The following is a 23,721-nucleotide window of genomic DNA, read 5'->3' as shown; positions in this document are numbered from 1 at the left end:
CACGAACACCCTGTTTGCGTATAATGAATTTCAGTAAAAAGGTGCTTTGTTTTTATCTGTGCTCCTTTTTGCTGGCTTATACGTCTTCAAAAGTAAACGGGTGCTAGTATTACAACTTACTCTATGTCGAAAGGATTAAGCAAACATGCGACCCCATATACAAACGCCCGCCGAGCAAACCAAACAACAAAACCCAACGTCGCAACGCACGGCGCAATTTATTGCGGAGCCGCAAACAACCTTTGATGATAACCGTCCGGAAACCGCGCAGTTAAGAGCTATGCAGACGATGATGGGCAATAGTCTTCAGCAGCAAAGACTCCAAGCTCTACAAGCCAAAATGCATAGCAGTCCACAAATCCAAAGAATGCAAGCGTTGCAGGCACAAATAGCGGTAGGTACTATAACGCAGCCCCGAGTAGCACCAGGGGCGGAGGAAGTGCAGCGGGTAGAGGAAGAAAAGTCTTTGCAAGCAAAGCCTACAGGTAAAACGGCGCAGCGCGAGGCTAGCGCGGAAACGCTAAAACCCAATAACACTGGTTTACCTAGCCAACTTAAAGCCGGTATTGAATCGCTATCGGGCATGAATATGGATCATGTAAAGGTTCACTATAATTCCGATAAACCGGCACGGTTAAATGCACATGCTTACGCGCAAGGTAGTGAAATACATGTAGCGGCGGGACAGGAGCAGCATTTGCCGCATGAGGCATGGCATGTGGTGCAACAGGCGCAGGGAAGGGTTAAACCGACGATGCAGATGAAGGGCGGAGTACAAATTAATGAAGATGCAGGGTTGGAGACTGAGGCCGATTTGATGGGGGGAAGGGCGTTGTCGACTATGCCATCGGAATTTTCCGGAGAAAAAAGTATTGCGCGTGGCGGGGATAATCAATGTAAGCAGTTGGTGCCGAATAGGGTGCATGTACACGAAGATGCGAATCGATACCAAGTGGGTTATTCTGACTTGGTCGGTAGTTTCATGGGAGGCGCAGCTCCAGGTCCCGCTGCAAGACCTACTCCTGCGTCATACAATGCGCAGTACGTGAGGGAAGATAGCAACGGCACGCAAGTTCAAGCGTATAACGTTAATGTTGCTGGTAATGCAAGGGAATATCATCGTGGGCATATGCTTGCCGACGCGATGGGTGGAGGAGGGGGGTACGATAATATATTCCAGCAGGATGGCGGACAAAACACTACAGGGGCATGGCCAGCATGGGAGAGGACTGTAGCTAACGATATGGCAAATGCACCACCAGATCATAGTGCTACGATTGCAATTGAGTTGATTAAGTAAGAATAAAAAGATGTGAGATAAATATACACTCTACCTATAAGTGAGATGATGAGTGAGAAGAGGATGGACTAAGGGAGGTGGGAAGGTAAATAAGTGTCAGATTCGTTAAAGAATTCTTGTTTCTTCACTGAGTAACCCCGGAATCCCCAGTAAACTCTCTAAGAAAGTGAAAACAAGCAAGATTATGAATCAAAAACCCAGCGCAGAAAAATATCAGTAAAAAGATTAATGACGGTTTGCTGATGAGCCATTTGACAATCCGGTTCGATAATTGCATATCCTGGAAAAATTAATGATCGGTTAGTCGGGAAAGAATTGCGCAGATTGTTCCTGCCAGCTGATCACAACTGGATCGCCGATTTCAAACAGCTTGGCATGACCCGGAGCGGAATTGGGAAGCAGTGCTTCAATGCGCGTGCTGTTGGCAAGCTCGATGATATACGTCGTGACATCGCCGATGTAAAAGAAATCCTTTATTTTTCCAGCCGATTGGAATTCAGCCGTCACTTCATCCGCGCGCGCGGCGATACGAACTTGTTCCGGTCTGATGGCAATGACACCCTGAGCGCCGGTGCCGATCTGTGCCTTGAGTGGCACTTTGACTTCCCCGAGGCCGCTGACGGTTAATTTTAAATGGGCAGCGGAAACTTCGCTAACCTGGGCTTTCAGCATATTGATCTTGCCGATGAAGTCGGCCACGAAACGGTTAACGGGAAAATTGTAAATGCGCGACGGTTCGTCGATCTGCTCGATTTTTCCCTGATTCATCACGGCGATGCGGTGCGACAGCGCCAATGCTTCGTTTTGCGCATGCGTGACATAAATGAACGTAACCCCGGCTTCGGCTTGCAGCTTGATCAGCTCGCGCTGCATGTTCTCGCGCAGTTTTTCGTCCAGCGCGCCCAATGGTTCATCCAGCAACAACAAGCGCGGCTGATTGATCAGCCCGCGCGCGAAGGCCACGCGCTGTTTTTGTCCGCCGGATAGTTCATGCGGATAGCGCTCGGCAAACGGCGTGAGCTCGACTTCTTCCAGCGCTTCGGCGACTTTTTCCTTGATTTCCGCCGGTGTTTTGCCCGCCATTTTCAGCGGGAATCCGATATTGCCGGCGACCGTCATGTGCGGGAATAATGCGTAGCTTTGGAAAACGGTATGAAAGGGGCGCTTTTCCGGTGGAAGATTCACGATGTCTGCGCCGTCGAGCAAAATTTCACCGCAATCGGGCGCATCGAAACCGGCAATCATGCGCAGCAATGTGGTCTTGCCGCAGCCGGACGGGCCCAGCAAGGTAAAAAACTCCCCGGCTTCGACGGCGATGCTGACATTGTCGATAGCAGTGAAATTACCGAACCGTTTGGTTACGTTACGGATCTCGAGGAGTGTCATACGTTCATCAGCGCGAGGAAAGCGGTTACTTTAGCAAAGCTTACCGGGCTGATGGTCATTCGCTTCCGGTTCGCGCCGATGGTTGTGCGGAATTACTGGAATATCTGCCACGCCAGCAATCCCGCCAGCAGGATTGCAATGAGCAGCAGCAGCCGGTTCTGGCGTTTTTCTTCAGCTACCAGATCGGCCATTTTTCTTTCCAGTTCATGGTTACGGTTCTCAGCGAAGGCCTGATGGATCAGACGGGGAAATTCCGGCAGGATGATAGCCCAATTGGGGGCTTCCTTTTGAATCCGGCTGGCGAATCCGCGCAGGCCGATTTGTTCCGACATCCAGTTTTCCAGGAACGGTTTGGCGGTTTTCCACAGATCCAGATCGGGGTCGAGATCGCGTCCCAGGCCTTCGATATTGAGCAAGGTTTTTTGCAGCAGAACCAATTGCGGCTGGATTTCGACGTTGAACTGCCGCGATGCCTGGAACAATTGCAGCAGAACCCGCCCGAACGAGATTTCCTTCAGCGGTTTGTCGAAAATCGGTTCGCACACCGCCCGGATAGCGGCTTCGAAATCGTCCACGCGGGTATCTTTGGGCGCCCATCCGGCTTCCACGTGCGCTTGCGCGACGCGGGCGTAATCGCGGCGGAAAAAGGCCAGGAAATTTTGCGCCAGGTAGTTTTTGTCCTGATCGCTGAGCGTGCCCATAATGCCGAAATCGACCGCGATATAGCGGCCGTCTTTGCCGACGAAAATATTGCCCGGATGCATGTCGGCATGGAAATAACCGTCGCGGAATACCTGGGTGAAAAATATTTCCACGCCGACGCGCGCCAGTTGCGGAATATCGATGCCCTGCGCTTTTAATTCTTCCACGTGACTGATCGGAATGCCTTTGACGCGTTCCATTGCCATCACGCCGTTGCGGCAGTAATCCCAATACACTTCGGGAACCAGCAGCAGCGGTGAATCGAGAAAGTTGCGCCGCAATTGGCTGCAATTGGCCGCTTCGCGCATCAAGTCGAGCTCGTCGTCGAGATGGCGGGCGAATTCCGAAACAACCTGGCGCAATTTCAGACGCTTGCCGTCGGCCCACAAAGTTTCGGCCAGCCAGGCGCCGGTATCCATTAGCGCAATGTCATGTGTAATGACCGTTGCGAGATTGGGACGTAGTATTTTGACCGCGACTTCGGTGCCGTTGGGCAACGTGGCCAAATGCACTTGCGCGACCGATGCGCTGGCGATAGGGATAGGGTCGAATTTGAAGAATATGTTGTCGACTTTCTGACCGTATTCTTTTTCCAGCGTTGTGAAAACAAGCTCGGAGGAAAAGGGCGGCACCTGGTCTTGCAGCTTGGCCAATTCATCGGCGATATCCTGCGGCAGAATATCGCGCCGTGTCGACAGCATTTGGCCGAATTTCACAAAAATCGGCCCCAAGGTTGCCAGCGCCAGCCGCAGTCTCTCGCCGCGCGGTTTATCCAGTTTACGCCAGAACGTCAACGTCCTGACCAGTACGCGCAAGAACCGTAACCGGCTATGACCCAAAACGAATTCGTCCAGACCGAATTGAAACGCGACGTACTGTATTTTTAGGAGGCGGAATAAGCGCATGAAAGATCAGCAATAGGAAGTGAACGAATATCGGGCGGGTTGATTAGGGCAGCGTCAGTTTATTCATGATTGGATGAGTACTCCGGTTCTGCTGGTTGCGATGTATTACCGGGTCAACCGGTCTAACCGATTCAGCCGTTGCTCCAGTTTTTCAATGTCAAATTGTAAGTTTCTCACTTCTTGCGCAAATCGTTCGACAGCCGCCGGTTTGGTCAGAAAGCCGCTTTCTTCGGTGCAATACTCGGCAAGCGTTTGCGCTAAACGGTGAACGTTGCCGCTTTGCCACTGCACCAGCTGCTCGCCTGCCTGCACGATGCGATGTGCGGGAATATCGCCGACCGTTTTGCTCAAATCATGCGCAAGGACCACGCCCGGGTCGATCTGCTTGGCAATCGCAATCAATTCACCGGCAAACGCTTGATCGCCGCTGATGGCGATTGCCTTGAATGCATCCGGCCCCCGTGCAACCAAGCGCGGCATCGACAGCAGTGGCAAAGTCAGCGCCGCATCCGCTGGTTGTGCGCCATCCACGGGCTGTAGCTTGCCTTCGCCGTCGATCTCAACGCTGAAACCCACCATCGGCGGTATCCGGATACTGACCGTTCTGCCAGCATGCGATTGCAATCGCGTGCATGCCCACTGCTCGTTGCGCAGGACATGATTGATGGACGTGATGACAACGGATGCCAGCATTATAGTTAACGTTTGCAGATGTAATGACCGGAATAGAAGAAAAAGCACCGCTTATTTAATTCAGCGCCTGATATGTGCCGGTAAAGCGACGATTTCTTCGACGCTTACAACAGGTTTGCGAGTATAGCACTATAACCGGTGTTCATTGTATACCGGTCTGAATACCGGATTTTTTGCACCGGAAGCTTTGAAAAACTACTGTGCCCGGCCATTACTCGCTGCTCTCGGCAGGGTTTATCTAGCCATCCAGCTTTTTCTTCAGCATCGCATTCACCTGCGCCGGATTGGCTTTGCCCTGGGTAGCTTTCATGATTTGACCGACCAGCGAGTTGAAGGCTTTTTCCTTGCCAGCGCGGTAATCGGCGACTTGCTGCGCGTTGGCGGCGAGCACTTGGTCGACGATTTTCTCGATGGCGCTGTCGTCGGAAATTTGTTTCAAGCCTTTGGCAGCGATGATGGCGTCGGCGTTTTTATCCAATTCGCCGTTCCACATACTTTCGAACACTGTTTTGGCGGCTTTGCCGGAAATCGTGCCGTCGCCGATGCGCGTCAACAGCGCGGCGAGTTGGGATGGATTGACCGGGCAGGCGCTGATGTCGATGCCTTCCTTGTTCAATTGCCCGTTGATGTCGCCCATGATCCAGTTGGCGCACAGTTTGGCCTGCGCGGGTAATTGCTTGACGGCGGTTTCGAAATAATCGGCGGTTTCGCGCGAAGCGGTCAGCACCGCAGCATCGTACGCGGATAATCCGAATTCGGCGACATAGCGGTCGCGGCGCGCTTGCGGCAATTCCGGCAGGGCGGATTTGACTTGCTCGATCCAGCTTGCGGAAATTTCCAGCGGCAGCAGATCCGGGTCGGGGAAGTAGCGGTAGTCGTTGGCATCTTCCTTGCTGCGCATGGTGCGGGTTTCGTCTTTGTTGGCGTCGTACAGCCGGGTTTCCTGGCGGATCGCGCCACCGTCTTCGAGAATCTCAATTTGCCGTCGGGCTTCGTAGTCGATGGCTTTTTCCAGGAAACGGAACGAGTTCAGATTCTTGATTTCACAGCGCGTGCCGAGTTTTTCCGTGCCGCGCGGGCGTACCGAAACGTTCGCATCGCAGCGGAACGAGCCTTCCTGCATGTTGCCGTCGCAAATGCCGATCCAGCGCACCAGCGCGTGCAAGGTTTTGGCGTACGCTACCGCTTCCGCGCTGCTGCGCATGTCCGGTTCGGAGACGATTTCCAGCAGCGGCGTGCCGGCGCGATTCAGGTCGATGCCGCTCATGCCGTGAAAATCCTCGTGCAGCGACTTGCCGGCGTCTTCTTCCAAGTGCGCGCGCGTCAATCGGATGGTTTTCTCGGCACCGTCGACTTGAATCGCGATGGTACCGCCTTGCACTACCGGTAATTCATATTGGCTGATTTGGTAGCCTTTAGGTAAATCGGGATAAAAATAATTCTTGCGCGCGAAAATGGACGGCGAATTGATTTTTGCACCGACCGATAAGCCGAACTTGATCGCCCGTTCTACCGCGCCTTTGTTCAATACCGGCAACACGCCGGGCAGCGCCAGGTCGATTACGCAAGCCTGAGTATTGGGCGGCGCACCGTAGGCTGTGGATGCGCCCGAGAAGATTTTGGAGTGTGTTGACAGTTGCGTATGAACTTCAAGACCGATGACGATTTCCCACTGCATGATATGTTTTCCAGCTCAAGTGTGTTTCACAAACGAAGATTGGTTTTAAACCGGCGACCGGGTATGCCAATCGGTGGCCAGTTGGTACTGATGCGCGACGTTCAGCATGTGCGCTTCCGAGAAGTAATTGCCGATGATGTGCAGGCCGATCGGACGGTTTTTATCGCCGAAACCGATCGAGATAGACATGGCCGGCATGCCGGTCAGATTGGCAGCGCTGGTGTAGATGTCGGACAAATACATCTGAATCGGATCGCCGCTTTTTTCGCCCAGATTGAACGCAACGGTCGGCGTCGTCGGGCCCATGATGATGTCGCATTGTTTGTAGGCCTCGGCAAAATCCTGTGCGATCAGGCGGCGCAGCTTTTGCGCTTTGATGTAATAGGCATCGTAATAACCGTGCGATAGCACATAGGTGCCGATCAAAATACGCCGTTTCACTTCGGCGCCGAAGCCTTGCGCGCGCGATTTGCGGTACATGTCGGCCAGATCGCTGTACGATTCGGCGCGATAGCCGTAGCGCACGCCGTCGAAGCGCGACAGATTGCTGGAAGCCTCGGCAGGAGCCAGCACATAATAAACCGGGATTGCCAGCGGCGCGTTCGGCAACGAAATCTCGACCGTTTGCGCGCCCAGTTTGCGGTATTCGTTCAGGGCACTGTCGACTGCGCTGGCGACATCGCGGCTCATGCCCTCGGCGAAGTATTCCTTGGGTAAACCGATGCGCAACCCGGCCAGCGGTTTTTGCAGATCGCGCGCGTAATCCTCAGCATCGCGTTGCAAGCTGGTGGAATCGCGCGCATCGAATCCGACCATGACGTTCAACAACAGCGCCAGATCTTCTGCCGATTTGGCCATCGGCCCGCCTTGGTCGAGGCTGGAAGCAAACGCGATCATGCCGTAGCGCGACACCAGTCCGTACGTCGGTTTTATGCCCGAGATGCCGCACAATGCGGCGGGCTGGCGGATCGAACCGCCGGTATCGGTGCCGGTGGCCGCGGGCGCCAATCGGGCGGCTACCGCGCAAGCCGCGCCGCCCGAGCTGCCGCCGGGTACCGCCGCATGATCCCAGGGATTTTTCACCGGGCCGTAATAGGAAGTTTCATTGCTCGACCCCATGGCGAATTCGTCCATGTTGGTTTTGCCGATATTCACCGCCCCGGCTTGATTGAAACGTTCGATGACGCCAGCGTCGTACGGTGAAACGAAATTCGACAGCATTTTCGAACCGCATGTGGTTAACCAGCCTTTGGCGCAGAAAATATCTTTTTGCGCGATCGGGATGCCGGTGAGCGGACCGGCTTGTCCCGCGGCGATCATCTTGTCGGCTGCTTGCGCTTGTGCCAGGCTCATTGCCTCGTTCACGGTGATGAAGGCATTGTATTCCGGGTTGGTCTGCTGAATGCGCTTCAGAAATTCGGTGGTCAATTCGGTGCTGGAAATTTTTTTTCCGGCAAGTTGCATCGAGAGTTGTTTAAGACTGGCGTTAAACATGGATTTGCTGATCAGAAAAAATGAAATGTTACGTTAATGATTGTATTTCTAGCGCTGCGCTTTCTCGGGGGTGTTTTGTTACGATAGTACTGAGTTTATTCAATAACTTGAGGAACAAGATACAGACCGTCTTCGACTTGCGGTGCGATTGATTGGTATAATTCGCGCTGGTCGGTTTCAGTGACTTCATCTTCACGTAAACGCTGCAAGACGCTCTGCGCATGCGACATGGGTTCCACCGCCGAGGTATCGACCGCTTGCATGGATTCAATCAAATTAAAAATGCCGGATAGGTGAGTCAAAGTCTCTTTTGCCTCGTTTTCATCAATTTCAATATAAGCAAGATCAGCTATACGCTTCACGTCACTAACGGATAAAGTCATTTTAATCGGTAACCTTATATTCAAATAACTATTAGGGTATCATGCCCCCGTTTTGCCGGCGTATTATTTTTTGATGGTTTTACTTTATCATTCGCTCTCATCATGATTATTAATAACGGATTCTGCCACTATGTTTAATTTCTTGAACAACAATATCCTTGGAAGCTATTTTTCGACAGACATGGCGATCGATTTGGGCACGGCGAATACGCTGATTTATGTCCACGGCCAAGGTATCGTGCTGGATGAACCCTCCGTAGTTGCAATCCGTGAAGAAAGCGGAGCCAACGGCAAAAAAATGATTCAGCAGGTCGGTCTCGCCGCCAAGCAAATGCTGGGCCGCACGCCGGGTAACATCACCGCGATCCGCCCGATGAAAGACGGCGTGATCGCCGATTTTACCGTGACCGAGCAGATGCTGAAAATGTTCATCCGCCGGGTCAATCCGCCGCGCCTGCTTTCCGCCAATCCGCGCATCGTCATTTGTGTCCCGTACGGTTCCACGCAAGTGGAGCGCCGCGCCATTCGCGAAGCGGCCTACGGGGCCGGCGCGCGCAAGGTGGAATTGATCGAGGAACCGATGGCGGCGGCATTGGGTGCCGATATGCCGGTTGAGTCACCGACCGGTTCGATGGTGGTCGACATCGGTGGCGGCACCACCGAAGTGGGTGTGATTTCACTGGGCGGTATCGTGTATTCTAATTCGGTGCGTGTCGGCGGGGATAAATTTGACGAAGCGATCATCAACTATATCCGCCGCAATTACGGCATGCTGATCGGCGAAGTGACCGCGGAAATTATCAAGAAAGGAATCGGCTCGGCTTTTCCGGGTTCGGAGGTGCGCGAAATCGAAGTGAAGGGCCGCAACTTGGCGGAAGGCATACCGCGCAGTTTCACCATTTCCAGCAATGAAATTCTGGAAGCGCTGGCGGAACCGCTGAATAGTATTGTCAGCGCGGTTAAATCCGCGCTGGAACATACGCCGCCGGAATTGGGTGCGGATATTGCGGAAAAAGGCATGGTTATGACCGGCGGCGGCGCTCTGTTGCGCGATATTGACCGGTTGTTGATGGAAGAAACCGGATTGTCCGTCATCGTCGCCGACGATCCGCTGACCTGCGTGGTGCGCGGTGCCGGCATCGCATTGGAGAACATGGACCGGTCTATCGGTATTTTCGCCCGCGATTAAATCAATTCGGGTATTTCTTATTTTTATTTCCGCGTTGATTGAGAAATCAATTGATTGTTGAGTCCGGAATGTAATGGAAACAGTTCCTCAGTTTTTCCGGCATGGCCCAGGCCCGTTCGCGCGGCTGTTCGTTTTTACTTTGTTATCCTGTTTGCTGATTGCCGAAGATACTCGTTTCAAGTATTTTCCGCAGTTGCGCCAGACCATCGGGGTGATTATTTTTCCGCTGCAGAAAATCGCCTATATTCCCACCAACATTTACGATCAAACCGGTGAATTCATTGCCAGTTTCTACTTGCTGGAAGAAAATGAAAAATTAAGGCAGATTTATTTGGATAATCGCGAGCAGCTACTGAGATTGCAAGCGCTGGAAGCCGAGAATGCGCAATTGCGCAAACTGCTGGGTGCAGTTCAGCAAATCGAACCTGCTTCCAAAACCCAGGCGGTTCTGGCGGAAATCCTGTTCACCCCGCGCGATCCGTTCAGTCATAAAATTACCTTGAATAAGGGCAGTCAGCATCATATTCAGTTGGGTCAGGCGGTCATCGACGAAAAAGGTATCGTCGGACAGATTACCCAGCTTTATCCCTGGTCGTCCGAGGTGACACTGCTCACCGACAAGGATCACTCGGTGCCGGTGCAAGTGGTGCGTAACGGTTTGCGCTCGGTGGTTTCCGGAACCGGAAAGAACGACGAATTGGAATTGCGCTATTTGTCGGTGAACACGGATATTCAGCAGGGCGACTTGCTGGTAACTTCCGGAATTGGCGGCGTATATCCTCCTGGCATTCCGGTCGCGACAGTGCTGCGGATCGAACGCGACCCGACGGGCGATTTCGCGCAGATTATCAGCACACCCATTGCCGGGGTGGACCGCAACCGGCAAGTTTTGATTCTGGCTCTGATGCAGCCGGAATTTCATGATACTCAAGAGAATTCGGTAATTGGACCCGGAAAAAATTAAAGATGAGCCGCTGAGTAAGGAGCATTACATTGCGCAGGAAGATGTCTATGTGCCTGCCAGTAATTGGTTTGTCGCCGCCAGTTTGATCGTTACGCTGATCCTGAATTTTTTGCCGCTGCAGGGTGATATTTTAGTATTGCGTCCCGATTTTCTGGCGCTGGCGCTGGCGTACTGGAACATCAATTATCCGCATAAAATGGGCATGAGCATCGCTTTCGGCATGGGATTGCTGATGGATGTCGGCAATGCCGGGGTGCTTGGGCAGCATGCGTTGGCCTACAGCGTGGTGATTTATCTGACGCAGATTTTCGGGCGGCGCTTGCGGTTGTTTAATCCGCTCCGGCAAGCGCCGCAGATTGCTCTGATTTTATTGATGATGCAATGGATTATCGTGTTGGTTGCGGTATTGAGCGACGCTCTCTTGCCTGATTGGCAATATTATCTGTCGATCGTGACCGGAGCGTTGTTGTGGGCGCCGGCTTCCTATCTATTAAAATTGCTACTGAAGCAGAAACCGGATCCTGATGCGTTATGAAGCAACATGTCGAACTGAGAAATCATCCCGCCGAATTACATAAATTCCGCCTCCGTCTCAGTATTTGCGCCGGGTTTGTGTTGATCCTGTTCTTGATTCTGTACGCGCGTTTCTATTATTTGCAAGTGACGCAACAGGAGCACTATTACACGCTGGCGGAAGCGAACCGGATTTTCATTTCACCGCTGGTTCCCAACCGCGGCCTGATTTATGATCGCAACGGGCGGACGCTGGCGCAGAATTTTTCGGCGTACACGCTGGAAGTCGTGCCCAGCCAGATCAAGGATGTTGAAGCGACTTTGAACGAACTGGCTGAGATCATTGAAATAACGCCGACAGACCGTCAACGTTTCAAGAAATTGCTGAAGGAAAGCAAACGGTTCAAGAGTCTGCCCGTGCGCAGCCGCTTGACGGATGAGGAAATCGCAACGTTTGCGGTGAATCGCTACCGTTTTCCGGGTGTCGAAATTAAGGCGCGCGTGCTGCGCCAATATCCCGAGAAGGAAATCGTGTCGCATGTCATCGGTTATATCAGCCGCATCAACGATCAAGATCTCGAGCAACTGGAACGCAACGACGAATTGCATAACTATCGCGGTTCGCAGCACATCGGCAAGATCGGCATTGAACAAAGCTATGAAAAGCAATTGCACGGTATCACCGGCTTTGAGGAAGTGGAAACCGACGCGGCAGGCCGCTCGATTCGTATTTTATCGCGAACGCCGCCGATCCCGGGCAACAATCTGATCCTGTCTCTCGATCTCGGATTGCAGGAAGCCGCTGAGAAAGCATTCGGCGAACACCGCGGCGCGCTGGTCGCGCTGGATCCGAATAACGGCGAAGTGCTGGCGTTTGTCAGCAAACCGGGTTACGACAATAATCTGTTCATCGGCGGTATCGATCAGGAAAACTGGAATCTGCTGAACGGTTCGATCGACCGGCCGCTCAACAACCGCGCGTTGCGCGGCGTTTATCCGCCCGGTTCGACGTTCAAGCCGTTCATGGCGCTGGCGGCGCTGGAATTGGGCAAACGCACGCCGGAATACAGTATGAGCGATCCCGGTTACTTCTCCTTGCCGGGGGTGGATCGCCGCTACCGCGACTGGAAACGGGGCGGCCATGGCCGGGTCGATTTGCACAAATCGCTGGTCGTTTCTTGCGACACCTATTATTACAGTTTGGCCAACGATCTCGGCATCGACAATATTCATAGTTTTATCGGTCAGTTCGGTTTGGGAAAAAGAACCGGTATCGATATCGAAGGCGAAGTCGCCGGATTGCTGCCTTCGTCCGCCTGGAAAATGAGTCAATATAAGCAGAAGTGGTACGCCGGCGATACCATTTCCGTATCCATCGGCCAGGGATACAATCTGGCGACGCCGCTTCAGCTGGCTTTCGCCACCATGATCATCGCCAATAACGGCAAGGCGTACGCGCCGCGTCTGGTGAAACGGATTCAGAACAGCCAGACCGGGGAAGTCGAAGACATCCCGGCGAAGATGCTGTACAACGTGTACATGAAACCGAAGAATCTGGACATCGTGAAGAATGCGCTGGTGGATGTTACCCGCCCCGGCGGCACGGCGGCCAAAGCCGGCGCCAATGCGGCTTACACCTTTGCCGGTAAAACCGGCACTTCGCAAGTGATCGCGATCAAACAGGGTGAGCGCTACAATGAAAAGGCGATCAACGAGCGGCACCGCGATCACGCCATGTTTATCGCTTACGCACCGGCGGAAAACCCCAAGATCGCGTTGGCCGTTTTGGTCGAAAATACCGGCACCGGCGGTTCTACCGCAGCGCCGATCGCGCGGCAAGTATTCGACTATTTTTTGCTGGGAAAACCGGCGGAAGCAGCCGTTGCGCAATTGACGGAACCGCTGGCGGATCACGATCATGAACATTTGTGAACAATGAGCGCCGGTAATAATTCTGGATTGTATTCGCGCCGCATATCGGGTTTTTTCCAACATGATCGAAATTAAAAAGATCTGGCACTTTCTGACGCGCTATATCGATAGTTTCTTGCTGATCGGCATACTGGCGTTGATGGCGGTAGGGCTCGTCGTGCTCTACAGCGCGACCGGGGCGAATATCGCCCGGGTCAGCAATCAAATGGTCAATATGCTGGTTGCGCTGGTGGTCATGTGGCTGGTTGCGAATATTCCCTTGCAGCAGATGATGCGGCTGGCCTTGCCCATGTATATCCTTGGACTGGTTCTGCTGATCGGCGTGGCGTTATTCGGTGAAATCAACAATGGCGCCAGGCGCTGGTTGAATATCGGGGTGACACGCATTCAACCGTCCGAGTTGATGAAAATTGCGATACCGTTGATGATGGCTTGGTACTTCGATAAGCATGAAATCGCGCTGCGTTTGAGGGATTATTTGGGCGCGACGGTGCTACTGTTGCTGCCGGTTTTGCTGATTCTGCGGCAGCCTGATCTCGGTACGGCCATTCTGATTGCCGCCAGCGGTTTTTACGTGTTATTTCTGGCGGGGTTGTCTTGGCGCATCATTGCCGGATTAGCGGTGGCGGTGGCGGGCAGCTTGCCAGTACTGTGGACGGTTATGCACGATTACCAGCGAAGGCGCATCATCACCTTGCTTGATCCTTCGCAGGATCCGCTCGGTGCGGGCTATCACACCATCCAATCTTCCATCGCGATCGGTTCCGGCGGGGTTACCGGGAAAGGGTGGCAGAATGGTACGCAGACGCAATTGGATTTTTTGCCGGAACAAAGCACGGATTTTATTTTCGCTGTTTTTTCCGAAGAATTCGGATTGATGGGCAATACCGTGTTGCTGCTGCTGTATTTGCTGGTGATCGGACGGTGTTTGGTGATCACCGCCAACGCTTCGACGCAGTTTACGCGGCTGATCGCCGGTTCAATTACGCTGACTTTTTGCACGTATATTTTCGTTAACATGGGCATGGTAAGTGGTATCCTTCCGATCGTCGGTGTTCCGCTTCCGTTGATCAGTTATGGCGGCACGTCGATGGTGACAATGTTGCTCGGTTTTGGTATTTTGATGAGTATTCAGACACATCCTAAATTAGTAAAGACATGACAAGCCTTTATCCCAGACTCCAAAAAGCACGCAAATACTTACCTTTGAGAACTTTTCCGGCAAGCGGCATGGCCTCCGCAGTCGTTTTGGCCGTGCTGACCGCATGCAGTTCTACACCGCAATATCCGGGCACTGCCGCAGCCAAGCAAAAAGACAAATGGGTTGCGTCAATACCAGGTGCAGGAAAGCGTTTCGGTTCAACTGCCGGAAAAGGCGGGGGGTATTATCTGGACGACGGTCCGGAGGATAATCCGCCGTCCGATTTGCATTTGGTGCCGGATGCCGTGCCCAAAGCCGAACCATTGCGGCAAGCCAATATGCAACCTTATGTCGCGTTGGGAAAGCAATTTAAACCGATGACGGAATTAACACCCTATAAAAAACGCGGCATCGCTTCATGGTATGGCCGCCGCTATCATGGCAACAATACCGCCTCGGGTGAAGTTTACGATATGTACGCCATGACAGCGGCTCACCCCACGCTGCCGCTGCCCAGCTATGCCCGAGTGACCAATCTGGATAACGGTAAGTCTGTGATTGTGCGTCTGAATGATCGCGGACCGTTTTTATCCGACCGCTTGATCGATTTGTCGTACACCGCGGCGTATAAATTAGGCATATTGGCAGGCGGCAGCGGCCGTGTTGAAGTTGAGAGCATCGTGCCGGACGATTCGGCCACATTGGCTGCCGTTAAACCATCCGTATCGCAGCCCGCGCCGGATAGTGATGCCGTGATGAATATGGTTTACCTGCAATTGGGCGCATTCGGTTCACCGGATAACGCGCATAATTTTCTCACGCAGGTACGGAAAAAACTGCCGTCGCTTAAGGATGCCGTCAGCATTACCAAAAATAAGGGGTTGTATAAAATTCACGCAGGTCCCTACCTCGATCACACCGTTGCAAAAATTGCAGCCAATACCATTAGCCAACAACTGGCGATAACGCCTGTAATAGTAATCGATTAGACGGAAGCAAAAAAAAAATCCCTATTGCAAGCAATAGGGATTAAAGGGCCTCGTCATAAAATCATTCAGCGCAGCTACGGTCGAATGTAAAACATCTTCCTCAGTAAAAGTATCACGACAATTTTTACATTCCGGCTTCGATATTTCTATCGATATTGCGCTAACTGATTTTAAGTTTAATACCTACTGAGTACCTTTGAAGATGAAAACAGAGAGGGAATATACCCTCATATCCCGATTATGGCTGTGACTTTTCTCACACTTAGGACAAATTAGTTTAACTGCGATGAATTTTCTTGTTGACGATGACAAAAAACTGTTTTCTTGCAGGGTTTCAATAGGATAAATACCCTGTTTTTTAGTGAATATATATCCATTATAATCAGAAGGTTTTTTGTGCTTTAAAGAAAAAAATATTTTTTATGTGCCAATATTTGTATTTTTGCATCCACTCAGATTCAAACTTCTTTCTGTAAATCATTTGTATGGATAGTGGTGATCAGATTCCGGAAGATCCTGCAAACAGCGATACGGCGATTCCAGCATCCATTGTTCTGAGTGAGGAACAATTAAGCGAATTGTTCGATGGCACGATGGATCTGATTCAGAGTGTTGCGCCGGATGGCCGCCTTCTTTTTGTGAATCGTGCTTGGCGTGAAGCGCTGGGTTATACGCCGGATGAAGTGACGGCGTTGAATATTTTTCGTGTCATTCATCCGAGCCATCATGCGCAGTGCCGGAAATTCATGCAACGCATTATGGCAGGCGAACATACCGGATTAATCGAAATACCCTTTGTGACAAAGAGCGGACAAGCCATTATTGTGGAAGGCAATGTCAGTCTGTATTGCGTAGACGGCAAGCCGGTTGCAACGCGCGGCATATTTCGCAATATCACGGAGCGTAAGGCGGCGGAAACGGAAATGCTGGCGCTGAAAGCGGATCTTGAGCATACCGTGCTGCAACAAACCACCGAACTACAAGCGAGCGAGCGGCGTTTTCGCCATCTTGTCGCCAGTCTGCCAGGTGCGGTCTACGAGTTTTGCGTGGATGCCGAGGGTTGCCGCTCACTGCCATTCATGAGCGAAGGCATTGCTGATTTAATCGGACACACTGCGGCTGAATGCATGGCGGATGTCGAAATGTTATTTCACATGGTGTCCGCCCGGGCGTTACCGGGATTGGAAGAATCCATCCGGGATTCGATGGAAAAACTGACGCCGTGGTTTTACGAATTTCCCGTGCAAACCTCGTCCGGTGAGAAATGGCTGCGCGGTCATTCGATACCGCAGCGCGAGGCGGATGGCAACACGCGCTGGCAGGGTGTCTTTGTCGATATTACCCGAAAAAAGCAGATGGAAATCGCATTGCGCGATAATGAGCAGCTTTTCCGCAGCCTGACGGAAGCTGCTCCGGTCGGCATTTTCCGCACCGATGCAGCCGGCCGGTGTCTGTATGTGAACGAACGCTGGTGTGAAATTGCCGGTATGGATGCTGCCGCGGCGCTGGGGCATGGCTGGACGGCGGCTGTTCATCCCGAAGACCGGGAAAAAGTCAGCACTGAATGGAATAGGGCGGTGCAGCAACGGCAACGGTTTGTTTCCGAGTACCGCTTTCAAACAAAACAGCGCACAATCACCTGGATTCTGGGACAAGCCCAGGCGGAATGCGATCAGAATGGCGACGTGCGGGGTTATGTGGGTACGATCACCGATATTACCGGTCAGAAAATGAAAGAAACAGAATTGGCGGAGTCGCGTAATCTGCTGAAAACGATCGTTGACACGGTACCCGCGCGTATTTTCTGGAAAGACAGGGAATCACGCTATCTCGGCTGTAATCCCATTTTTGCGCAAGATGCCGGAATGGCATCGCCGCAGGAAATCATCGGCAAGGTCGACTATGAGCTAAGCTGGACCAAAGAACAAGCGGATCATTACCGGCATGACGATGAGCAAGTGATCCGTTCGGGAAATCCCATGCTTTATTACGAAGAGCCTTTGAACAATGCTGCCGGAGAGATGATCTGGATAGAAACTTCCAAGGTGCCGCTACTGAGCACAAACAAGGAAATTATCGGCGTGCTCGGTATCTATCAGGATATTTCCAAACAAAAACAGGCGAGCGACTCGATGCAGCTGGCGGCGGCAATCTATCAGTCGAGTAATGAAGCCATTATGGTGATGGATGAGAACAACCGCATCATCCAAGTGAATCAGGCCTTCACCCGTATGACCGGCTACGAGCTGGCGGATGTTGCGGGTAAGGATCCCGTGATGTTCCGCTCGGACCGGCATGATGAAGCTTTTTACCGGGAAATTTGGCACAAGCTTTTGCAGCAAGGTTATTGGCAAGGCGAAATGTGGGACCGGCGCAAGGATGGCACGGTTCATGCCAAGTGGCTCAATATCAGTGTAATCCGCCATCCGGACGGGCGTGTTCATTACTATGTTTCGCAGTTTTCCGATATCACCGAGAAAAAGAAAAAAGACGAAATCATTCTGTTTCAAGCCAACTACGATCCATTAACCGGCTTACCCAACCGCAATCTGTTCAAGGAGCTTTTAGATCAGGAAATCAAAAAGGCGCAGCGCGCTAAGACGCCGCTGTCATTGCTGCTGATGGATTTGGATCATTTCAAGGATATCAACGATACGCTGGGACATGACCGGGGCGACGAATTGCTGAAGGAAGTGGCGTCCCGCATCAAATCTTGCGCTGGTCAGGCCGATATCGTTGCGCGCTTGGGCGGAGACGAATTTGCGGTTATTTTACCGGATTGCGGAGACGTCGCATCGGTTGAGACTATGGCGCAGCAAATTACGCAGGCATTGAACAAGCCGCTGAAATTCAAGCACAACCGGGCTGATTACTATATTTCCACCAGCACTGGCATTGTGTTTTATCCGCGCGACGGAATCGACAGAAAAAGCCTGATGAAGCATGCCGATCAAGCCATGTATGCGGCAAAGCTGGGCGGGCGCAACCGTTTTTGTTATTTCACGCCTTCCATGCAGCAGGAAGCGCATGAAAAAATGATGCTGGTGCATGATTTACGCCAAGCCATCGCAAGGAACGAACTGCATGTATTTTATCAACCGATCCTGGAGCTGTTCAGCGAGCGCATCGTCAAAGCGGAGGCGCTGCTGCGCTGGAAGCATCCGAAAAGAGGCATGATCAGCCCAGCTGTATTTATTCCTTTAGCGGAAGAAAGCGGCTTGATTCTGGAAATCGGCGAGATGGTGTTCAAACGGTCGATCGATTTGATCGATCAGTGCCGCCGCAAGCTTGGCTATATCGTGCAAATCAGCGTGAACATATCGCCGGTTCAGTTCAAGCATATGAACGACTATCTCTGGCTCGACAGTTTGGCGCGGCTTGGTTTGCCCGGGGATTGTATCAATGTGGAAATTACCGAAGGCCTGTTGCTGCAGGATTCCGATGTGGTGCAGCAGAACCTGCTGGAATTACGCAATAACGGCGTTGAAGTTTCCATCGATGATTTCGGCACGGGGTTTTCCTCGCTTTCTTATCTGAAAAAATTCGATATCGATTTTCTCAAGATCGATTACTCCTTCGTCCATCAGTTGATGGCCAATGCCACCGATCGCGCGCTGGTGGAAGCGATCATCGTCATGGCGCATAAACTGGATATCAAAACCATTGCGGAAGGGGTTGAGACCGAAGCGCAGAAAGATTTGCTGGCGCATTTCGGTTGCGATTACGTGCAAGGTTTTCTCTATTCGACCCCGGTTTCCCAGCCGGTATTCGAGCAATTACTGTTTGAACAAGAACAAAGACGCAAGGCATAAGCCTGCTGTCAATTTTACTTTCACTTGGTCCGATCGCATGTCAGGGTGCGAATGTTTTCAGCAAAACCGCACATTCCTCCAGCCGGCTTAATCCACGTTCTTGAAAACGCGGGGTTTGTGCGAGCACGTTGTGTTGCGACAACAGCGTGATTTCCGCGCAGCTGCGGTAAAGCGCAGCCACCTCGTCCAAGGAAACCGCAAAAGGCGGGCCGGCCATTTCATGCTGCGGGTAATCGAGTGTGATTAGCAGGATTTGCGTGTGCGGTGGAAGAACCTGCAGCAGATGGTTCACGTAACGCCGGCGCATATCCGGCGGCAATGCCACCAATGCGGCGCGGTCGTACACGGCGTTGACCGCCGCGGTGTCTTCCCGGTTTAAGTCGAAGAAATCACCGCATAGAATTCGGATGCCGCTCGCCTCAAAATACTTGAAACGGTCACAGGCGTCGCGCTGCGGTAACAGCTCGTTCTCGGTGAAAAAAGCTTGTGCCGCGCTCGCGCTTAATTCGACGCCCAGCAGCGCGTGTCCCTGTTGACACAACCACAGCATATCGCGGCTTTTACCGCATAGCGGCACAAGCACGGTGCTTGCCGGGCTAAGCTGCAAGCGCTGCCAGAATTCGCGCAGATAAGGATTGATTTCCGCTTGATGAAAGCCGGTTTCATTTCGGTTCCAGCGCTCCAGCCAGTATTCTTTTTCCATATCGATTTTTGGTGTTCGGGTAAACCGGATACTCTAAGGAAGCTCTGAAAAAGGTAGCGAAGATGGTCAGGCAAGGCGAAATCAGACGAAAAAGCGCAATTTACGGGGTGTAAATGAGCATTTTGAGACTGATTTCAACGCAGCATGACTGAGTGCAGTAGTTTTTCAGAGCCTCCCTAATTCTTTTGCACAATCGCCAGTAATTGCCCGGCGGCAATATATTCACCCTGGCGGCATACAATACGTGCGATCGTGCCGCTTACCGGGGTTTCCACGGCGATTTCCATTTTCATCGCTTCGGTGACGATCAAGACCTCGCCTGCGCTGACTTGCTGTCCTTCTGCAGCCAATATTTTCCATACCGTACCGGTCACCGGCGAAGCGACGGCGTGGCTGCCTTCGGGCAAATCCAATTCGCTTTGTGCATCGGCTTCGTCCAAGTCGGACTCGCTGACGTATTCAGCTTGACCGTTGACTTTCCAGCGCTCGCGCTCGGCTTCAAAGGCCGCTTGTTGCCGGGTTTTGAAGTCATTGATCGCGGTTTCATTTTGCTTTAGAAATTGATGGTATTGCGGCAAACTGAACGTGCTTTCCTCGATGCGTAATTGAAACCGTCCGCTGATAAAATCCTTGCGCAGTGTCAGCAGTTCGCTTTCGCTGACCGGATAGAAACGGATCCGGTCGAAGAAACGCAACAGCCACGGTTTGCCGTCCTTGAAATCGGCGGTTTGGCGGTAGCGGTTCCACACCGGCAGCGTGCGGCCGACGAATTGATAACCGCCCGGACCTTCCATGCCATAAATACATAAGTACGCGCCACCGATTCCTACGGCATTTTCCGGCGTCCATGTGCGCGCCGGGTTGTATTTGGTGGTGACCAGCCGATGGCGCGGATCGACCGGCACCGCGACCGGCGCGCCCAAATACACATCGCCCAGACCCAGCACCAGGTAATCGGCGTCGAATACGATGCGGTAAACTTCCTCGATGCTGTCCAGTCCATTGATGCGGCGGATGAATTCGATATTGCTCGGGCACCACGGCGCATCGCTGCGCACCGATTGCATATATTTCTCGATCGCCAGACGCGTCGCCGCATCGTCCCAGGAGAGCGGCAGATGCACGATGCGCGACGGCACCGTCATGCTGGCGCTATCCGGCAGCGATTGTTCCGCGGCGATCAAGAATGGCAGCAAAGTGTCACGCGGCAGTAGATGCGAATCGAAATGAATTTGCAGCGAGCGGATCCCCGGCGTGAGATCGATAATGCCGGGCAGGTTGGTTTGCTGCATCGATTCCATCAGAGCGTGCGCGCGCAAACGCAAATCGAGATCGAGCGCCATCGGGCCGTATTCCACCAGCACGTAACGGTCGCCGGATTGCCGGTAAGTGACTTGCGGCTGCTGCGGGCTTGCTGCAATTTGGTGCAAGATCGGGCTCGGCAATGCGGTGATGTCGTGTGCAAAACGTTGTTCCGGCGGCGTGTGCAGCGAGCGGATAAATTCATCCTGCTGCTTTTCCAGCGCTTGCGCTTGTTCCAGCGTCAGCAAGCGGAAGCGGATTTGATCGCCCGGCTTGAGTTGCCCGGTTTTCCATAATTCCGCATACGCGATGGTGACCGGACAAACGAAACCGCCCAAGCTCGGGCCGTCCGGGCCAAGGATGATCGGCATGTCGCCGGTGAAGTCGACCGTGCCGATGGCGTAGGCATTGTCGTGAATATTCGATGGATGCAGACCGGCCTCGCCGCCGTCGCTGCGTGCCCATTGCGGTTTTGGGCCGAGCAGGCGTACGCCGGTGCGGCTGGAATTGTGATGCACTTTCCAATCGGTAGTGAAAAACATCTCGATATCGGCAGCGGTGAAAAAATCCGGCGCGGCATGCGGGCCGTACAGCACACCGATTTCCCATTGCTGCGGGTAGCGTGGAATGAATTCGGGCGCCAGGGCGGCTTGAACCGGCTCATATTGAGCAGCGATATGCAGCACATCGCCCGTCCGCAGCGCGCGCCCGGCGTGGCCGCCGAATTGCCCGAGCGTGAAAGTCGCTTGGCTGCCGAGATAATCCGCCGCTTGTAATCCGCCTTGCACGGCGAGATAAGCACGGCAGCCGTGATCCTTGATTTTGCCCAGTTGCAGTATGGCACCGGCCTTGATTTCGTGCGTTTGCCACAGCGCCAGCGGTTCGTTGTCCAGATAAGCATTGAGCGGTGCACCGGTGATGGCGATCAGGCAATCGCTGTTGAAACGCAGCGTCGGGCCGGTCAGTGTCATTTCCAGTGCGGCTTTGTCCGCGCTATTGTTGACCAGCCGGTTGGCAAGCCGGAATGCGAGCGCATCCATCGGGCCGGACGGCGGCACGCCAACCTGCCAGTAACCGAGCCGTCCGGGATAATCCTGTATGGTAGTTTGTACACCGGGGCTTAACACATCGATGCTGTGCGCGCGATAGTGAAAGCCGTTGAGAAAACCGGTGGTGTACCGGCCGTTTTGAAAAGCGGTGCTGTGCAGAATTTGCTGCAAGTAATCCAGATTGGTTTCGATTCCCTGCAGCGAACTGTTTTGCAATGCGGCCTGCAACCGGGCGATGGCTTTTTCCCGGTCCGGCGCATGCACGATGATTTTCGCCAGCATCGGATCGTAGAACGCGGAAACTTCGATGCCACGCTCGATCCAGGTTTCAACGCGTGCGGCGGCGGAAAATTCCGCCGCGGTCAGCGTGCCGCTGGATGGCTGGAAGTCTTTAGCCGGATTCTCGGCATAAACGCGCGCCTGGATCGATGCGCCACTGGGTTGGATGGTGAACGAATCGAGCGGCGGCAAATCGCCCGCGGCTTGCCGCACCATCCATTCGACCAGATCGATGCCGGTCACTTCCTCGGTGACGCCATGCTCCACCTGCAAGCGTGTATTGACCTCGAGAAAATAGAATTCGTTACTGACCGCGTCGACAATGAATTCGACTGTACCGGCGGACTGATAACGCACTGCCTGGCCGAGACGTACTGCGGTATCCCATAATGCTTGGCGCAGTTGCGGCGTCAGATTGGATGCCGGGGTTTCTTCGATGACTTTCTGGTTGCGCCGCTGCATCGAACAATCGCGTTCGCCCAATGCGACCACCTGGCCTTTGCCGTCTCCGAAGATTTGTACTTCGATATGGCGCGCCTGGTCGACGAACTTTTCCAGAAACAAACCGGCGTCCTTGAAATTGTTTTGCGCCAGATCCTTGACCGACTGATAAGCGCCGGTCAGTTCGCCTTCATTCCAGCACAAACGCATGCCGATACCGCCGCCGCCCGCGGTGCTTTTCAGCATCACCGGATAGCCGATATGCTTGGCTTGATGACAGGCATCGTCCAAATTTTGCAGCAGGCCGGTGCCGGGCAGCAGCGGTACCTGATTTTCCAGCGCCAAGGCGCGTGCCGTGTGTTTCAGGCCGAACGCGCGCATTTGCTGCGGGGTAGGGCCGATAAAGCAAATACCGTGCACCGCGCATTGCTCGGCAAAATCCGCGTTTTCGCTCAGGAATCCGTAACCGGGGTGAATGGCTTGCGCACCGGTTTTTTGCGCGATGGCCAGGATTTTATCCGTGCGCAGATAACTCTCGGCTGCGATGCCCTCGCCGATACAATAAGCTTCATCCGCCTCGGCGGCATGCCGCGACAGCGCATCGGCCTCGGTGTATACCGCCACGCTGGCGGCATTCAGGCGGCGCAAAGTGCGTATGATGCGGCAAGCAATGGCGCCACGGTTGGCGATCAGTACTTTGGTGAACATACGGTTCCCTCCGTTAAGGAAATGCTGATTAATTGACTACACGAGCGAATCACTTCGTTGCGCGGTACTCGCTCTCTCGCCTATCTTGTTGATATGTCTCGGCTGCTGTGTTCCGTGCACCTTGTGCTTCATCTCGTTCGCCAAATTAATCAGCGCTT

General features: G+C 53.1%; 16 protein-coding genes. 8 read left to right on the top strand and 8 right to left on the bottom strand.

From position 1 onward, the window contains the following. Window positions 1-145 precede the first annotated feature (145 nt). Window positions 146-1,300 carry a DUF4157 domain-containing protein gene (locus HRU77_05355; protein QOJ20172.1) on the top strand — a complete coding sequence of 385 codons (1,155 nt, stop codon included), beginning with the start codon at window positions 146-148 and terminating at the stop codon, window positions 1,298-1,300. 300 nt (window positions 1,301-1,600) lie between these two features. On the opposite strand, the gene HRU77_05350 is transcribed toward HRU77_05355, so the two are convergent. From HRU77_05350 to gatC, 6 genes are all read right to left on the bottom strand, one after another. Beyond that, entirely contained in the window at window positions 1,601-2,686 is a 1,086-nt protein-coding gene (locus HRU77_05350) for an ABC transporter ATP-binding protein (protein ID QOJ20171.1), read from the bottom strand. 92 nt (window positions 2,687-2,778) lie between these two features. Continuing rightward, on the bottom strand, window positions 2,779-4,293 hold the full coding sequence (gene ubiB / locus HRU77_05345; protein QOJ20170.1) for a ubiquinone biosynthesis regulatory protein kinase UbiB: 1,515 nt from the start codon (window positions 4,291-4,293) through the stop codon (window positions 2,779-2,781). A gap of 105 nt (window positions 4,294-4,398) precedes the next feature. Then, window positions 4,399-4,986, bottom strand: coding sequence for a hypothetical protein (locus HRU77_05340; GenBank protein ID QOJ20169.1), 588 nt, complete (start codon window positions 4,984-4,986; stop codon window positions 4,399-4,401). 238 nt (window positions 4,987-5,224) lie between these two features. Continuing rightward, window positions 5,225-6,664, bottom strand: a complete 1,440-nt coding sequence (gene gatB, locus HRU77_05335; protein ID QOJ20168.1) for an Asp-tRNA(Asn)/Glu-tRNA(Gln) amidotransferase subunit GatB — start codon at window positions 6,662-6,664, stop codon at window positions 5,225-5,227. A 45-nt stretch (window positions 6,665-6,709) separates the two neighbouring features. Further along, window positions 6,710-8,158, bottom strand: a complete 1,449-nt coding sequence (gatA, locus tag HRU77_05330; GenBank protein ID QOJ20167.1) for an Asp-tRNA(Asn)/Glu-tRNA(Gln) amidotransferase subunit GatA — start codon at window positions 8,156-8,158, stop codon at window positions 6,710-6,712. A 95-nt stretch (window positions 8,159-8,253) separates the two neighbouring features. Then, a complete protein-coding gene (gene gatC / locus HRU77_05325) occupies window positions 8,254-8,541 on the bottom strand; it encodes an Asp-tRNA(Asn)/Glu-tRNA(Gln) amidotransferase subunit GatC (GenBank protein ID QOJ20166.1) in 288 nt (95 codons plus the stop codon). Between the two features lie 130 nt (window positions 8,542-8,671). On the opposite strand from gatC, the gene HRU77_05320 reads away from it, so the two are divergent. The 7 genes from HRU77_05320 to HRU77_05290 all read left to right on the top strand — a co-directional run bounded on the left by HRU77_05320 (window position 8,672) and on the right by HRU77_05290 (window position 19,081). After that, on the top strand, window positions 8,672-9,730 hold the full coding sequence (locus tag HRU77_05320) for a rod shape-determining protein (protein QOJ20165.1): 1,059 nt from the start codon (window positions 8,672-8,674) through the stop codon (window positions 9,728-9,730). Between the two features lie 73 nt (window positions 9,731-9,803). Continuing rightward, the gene (mreC, locus tag HRU77_05315) at window positions 9,804-10,694 is read left to right on the top strand and encodes a rod shape-determining protein MreC (protein ID QOJ20164.1); all 891 of its coding nucleotides are present in this window, start codon (window positions 9,804-9,806) and stop codon (window positions 10,692-10,694) included. Next, a complete protein-coding gene (gene mreD, locus HRU77_05310; protein ID QOJ20163.1) occupies window positions 10,675-11,229 on the top strand; it encodes a rod shape-determining protein MreD in 555 nt (184 codons plus the stop codon). The genes mreC and mreD overlap by 20 nt, the downstream gene beginning before the upstream one ends. Continuing rightward, window positions 11,226-13,139: a penicillin-binding protein 2 gene (mrdA, locus tag HRU77_05305; GenBank protein QOJ20162.1), complete on the top strand. Its 1,914-nt coding sequence runs from the start codon at window positions 11,226-11,228 to the stop codon at window positions 13,137-13,139. The genes mreD and mrdA overlap by 4 nt, the downstream gene beginning before the upstream one ends. Before the next feature lie 61 nt (window positions 13,140-13,200). After that, the gene (rodA, locus tag HRU77_05300) at window positions 13,201-14,301 is read left to right on the top strand and encodes a rod shape-determining protein RodA (protein ID QOJ20161.1); all 1,101 of its coding nucleotides are present in this window, start codon (window positions 13,201-13,203) and stop codon (window positions 14,299-14,301) included. Beyond that, a complete protein-coding gene (locus HRU77_05295) occupies window positions 14,298-15,269 on the top strand; it encodes a septal ring lytic transglycosylase RlpA family protein (protein ID QOJ20160.1) in 972 nt (323 codons plus the stop codon). Before rodA ends, HRU77_05295 begins: the two co-directional genes overlap by 4 nt. A gap of 485 nt (window positions 15,270-15,754) precedes the next feature. Then, window positions 15,755-19,081, top strand: coding sequence for a PAS domain S-box protein (locus HRU77_05290; protein QOJ20159.1), 3,327 nt, complete (start codon window positions 15,755-15,757; stop codon window positions 19,079-19,081). Window positions 19,082-19,121: 40 nt separating this feature from the next. On the opposite strand, the gene HRU77_05285 is transcribed toward HRU77_05290, so the two are convergent. Beyond that, window positions 19,122-19,784: a thiopurine S-methyltransferase gene (locus HRU77_05285; protein ID QOJ20158.1), complete on the bottom strand. Its 663-nt coding sequence runs from the start codon at window positions 19,782-19,784 to the stop codon at window positions 19,122-19,124. Between the two features lie 176 nt (window positions 19,785-19,960). Beyond that, window positions 19,961-23,563, bottom strand: a complete 3,603-nt coding sequence (uca, locus tag HRU77_05280) for an urea carboxylase (protein QOJ20157.1) — start codon at window positions 23,561-23,563, stop codon at window positions 19,961-19,963. Between the last annotated feature and the right edge of the window lie 158 nt (window positions 23,564-23,721).

The sequence above is a fragment of the Gammaproteobacteria bacterium genome (genome assembly GCA_015709615.1).
Lineage (GTDB): Bacteria > Pseudomonadota > Gammaproteobacteria > Burkholderiales > Nitrosomonadaceae > Nitrosomonas.
The sequence above is the reverse complement of the archived record's forward strand: the minus strand, read 5'-3'. Positions and strand labels throughout refer to the sequence as shown.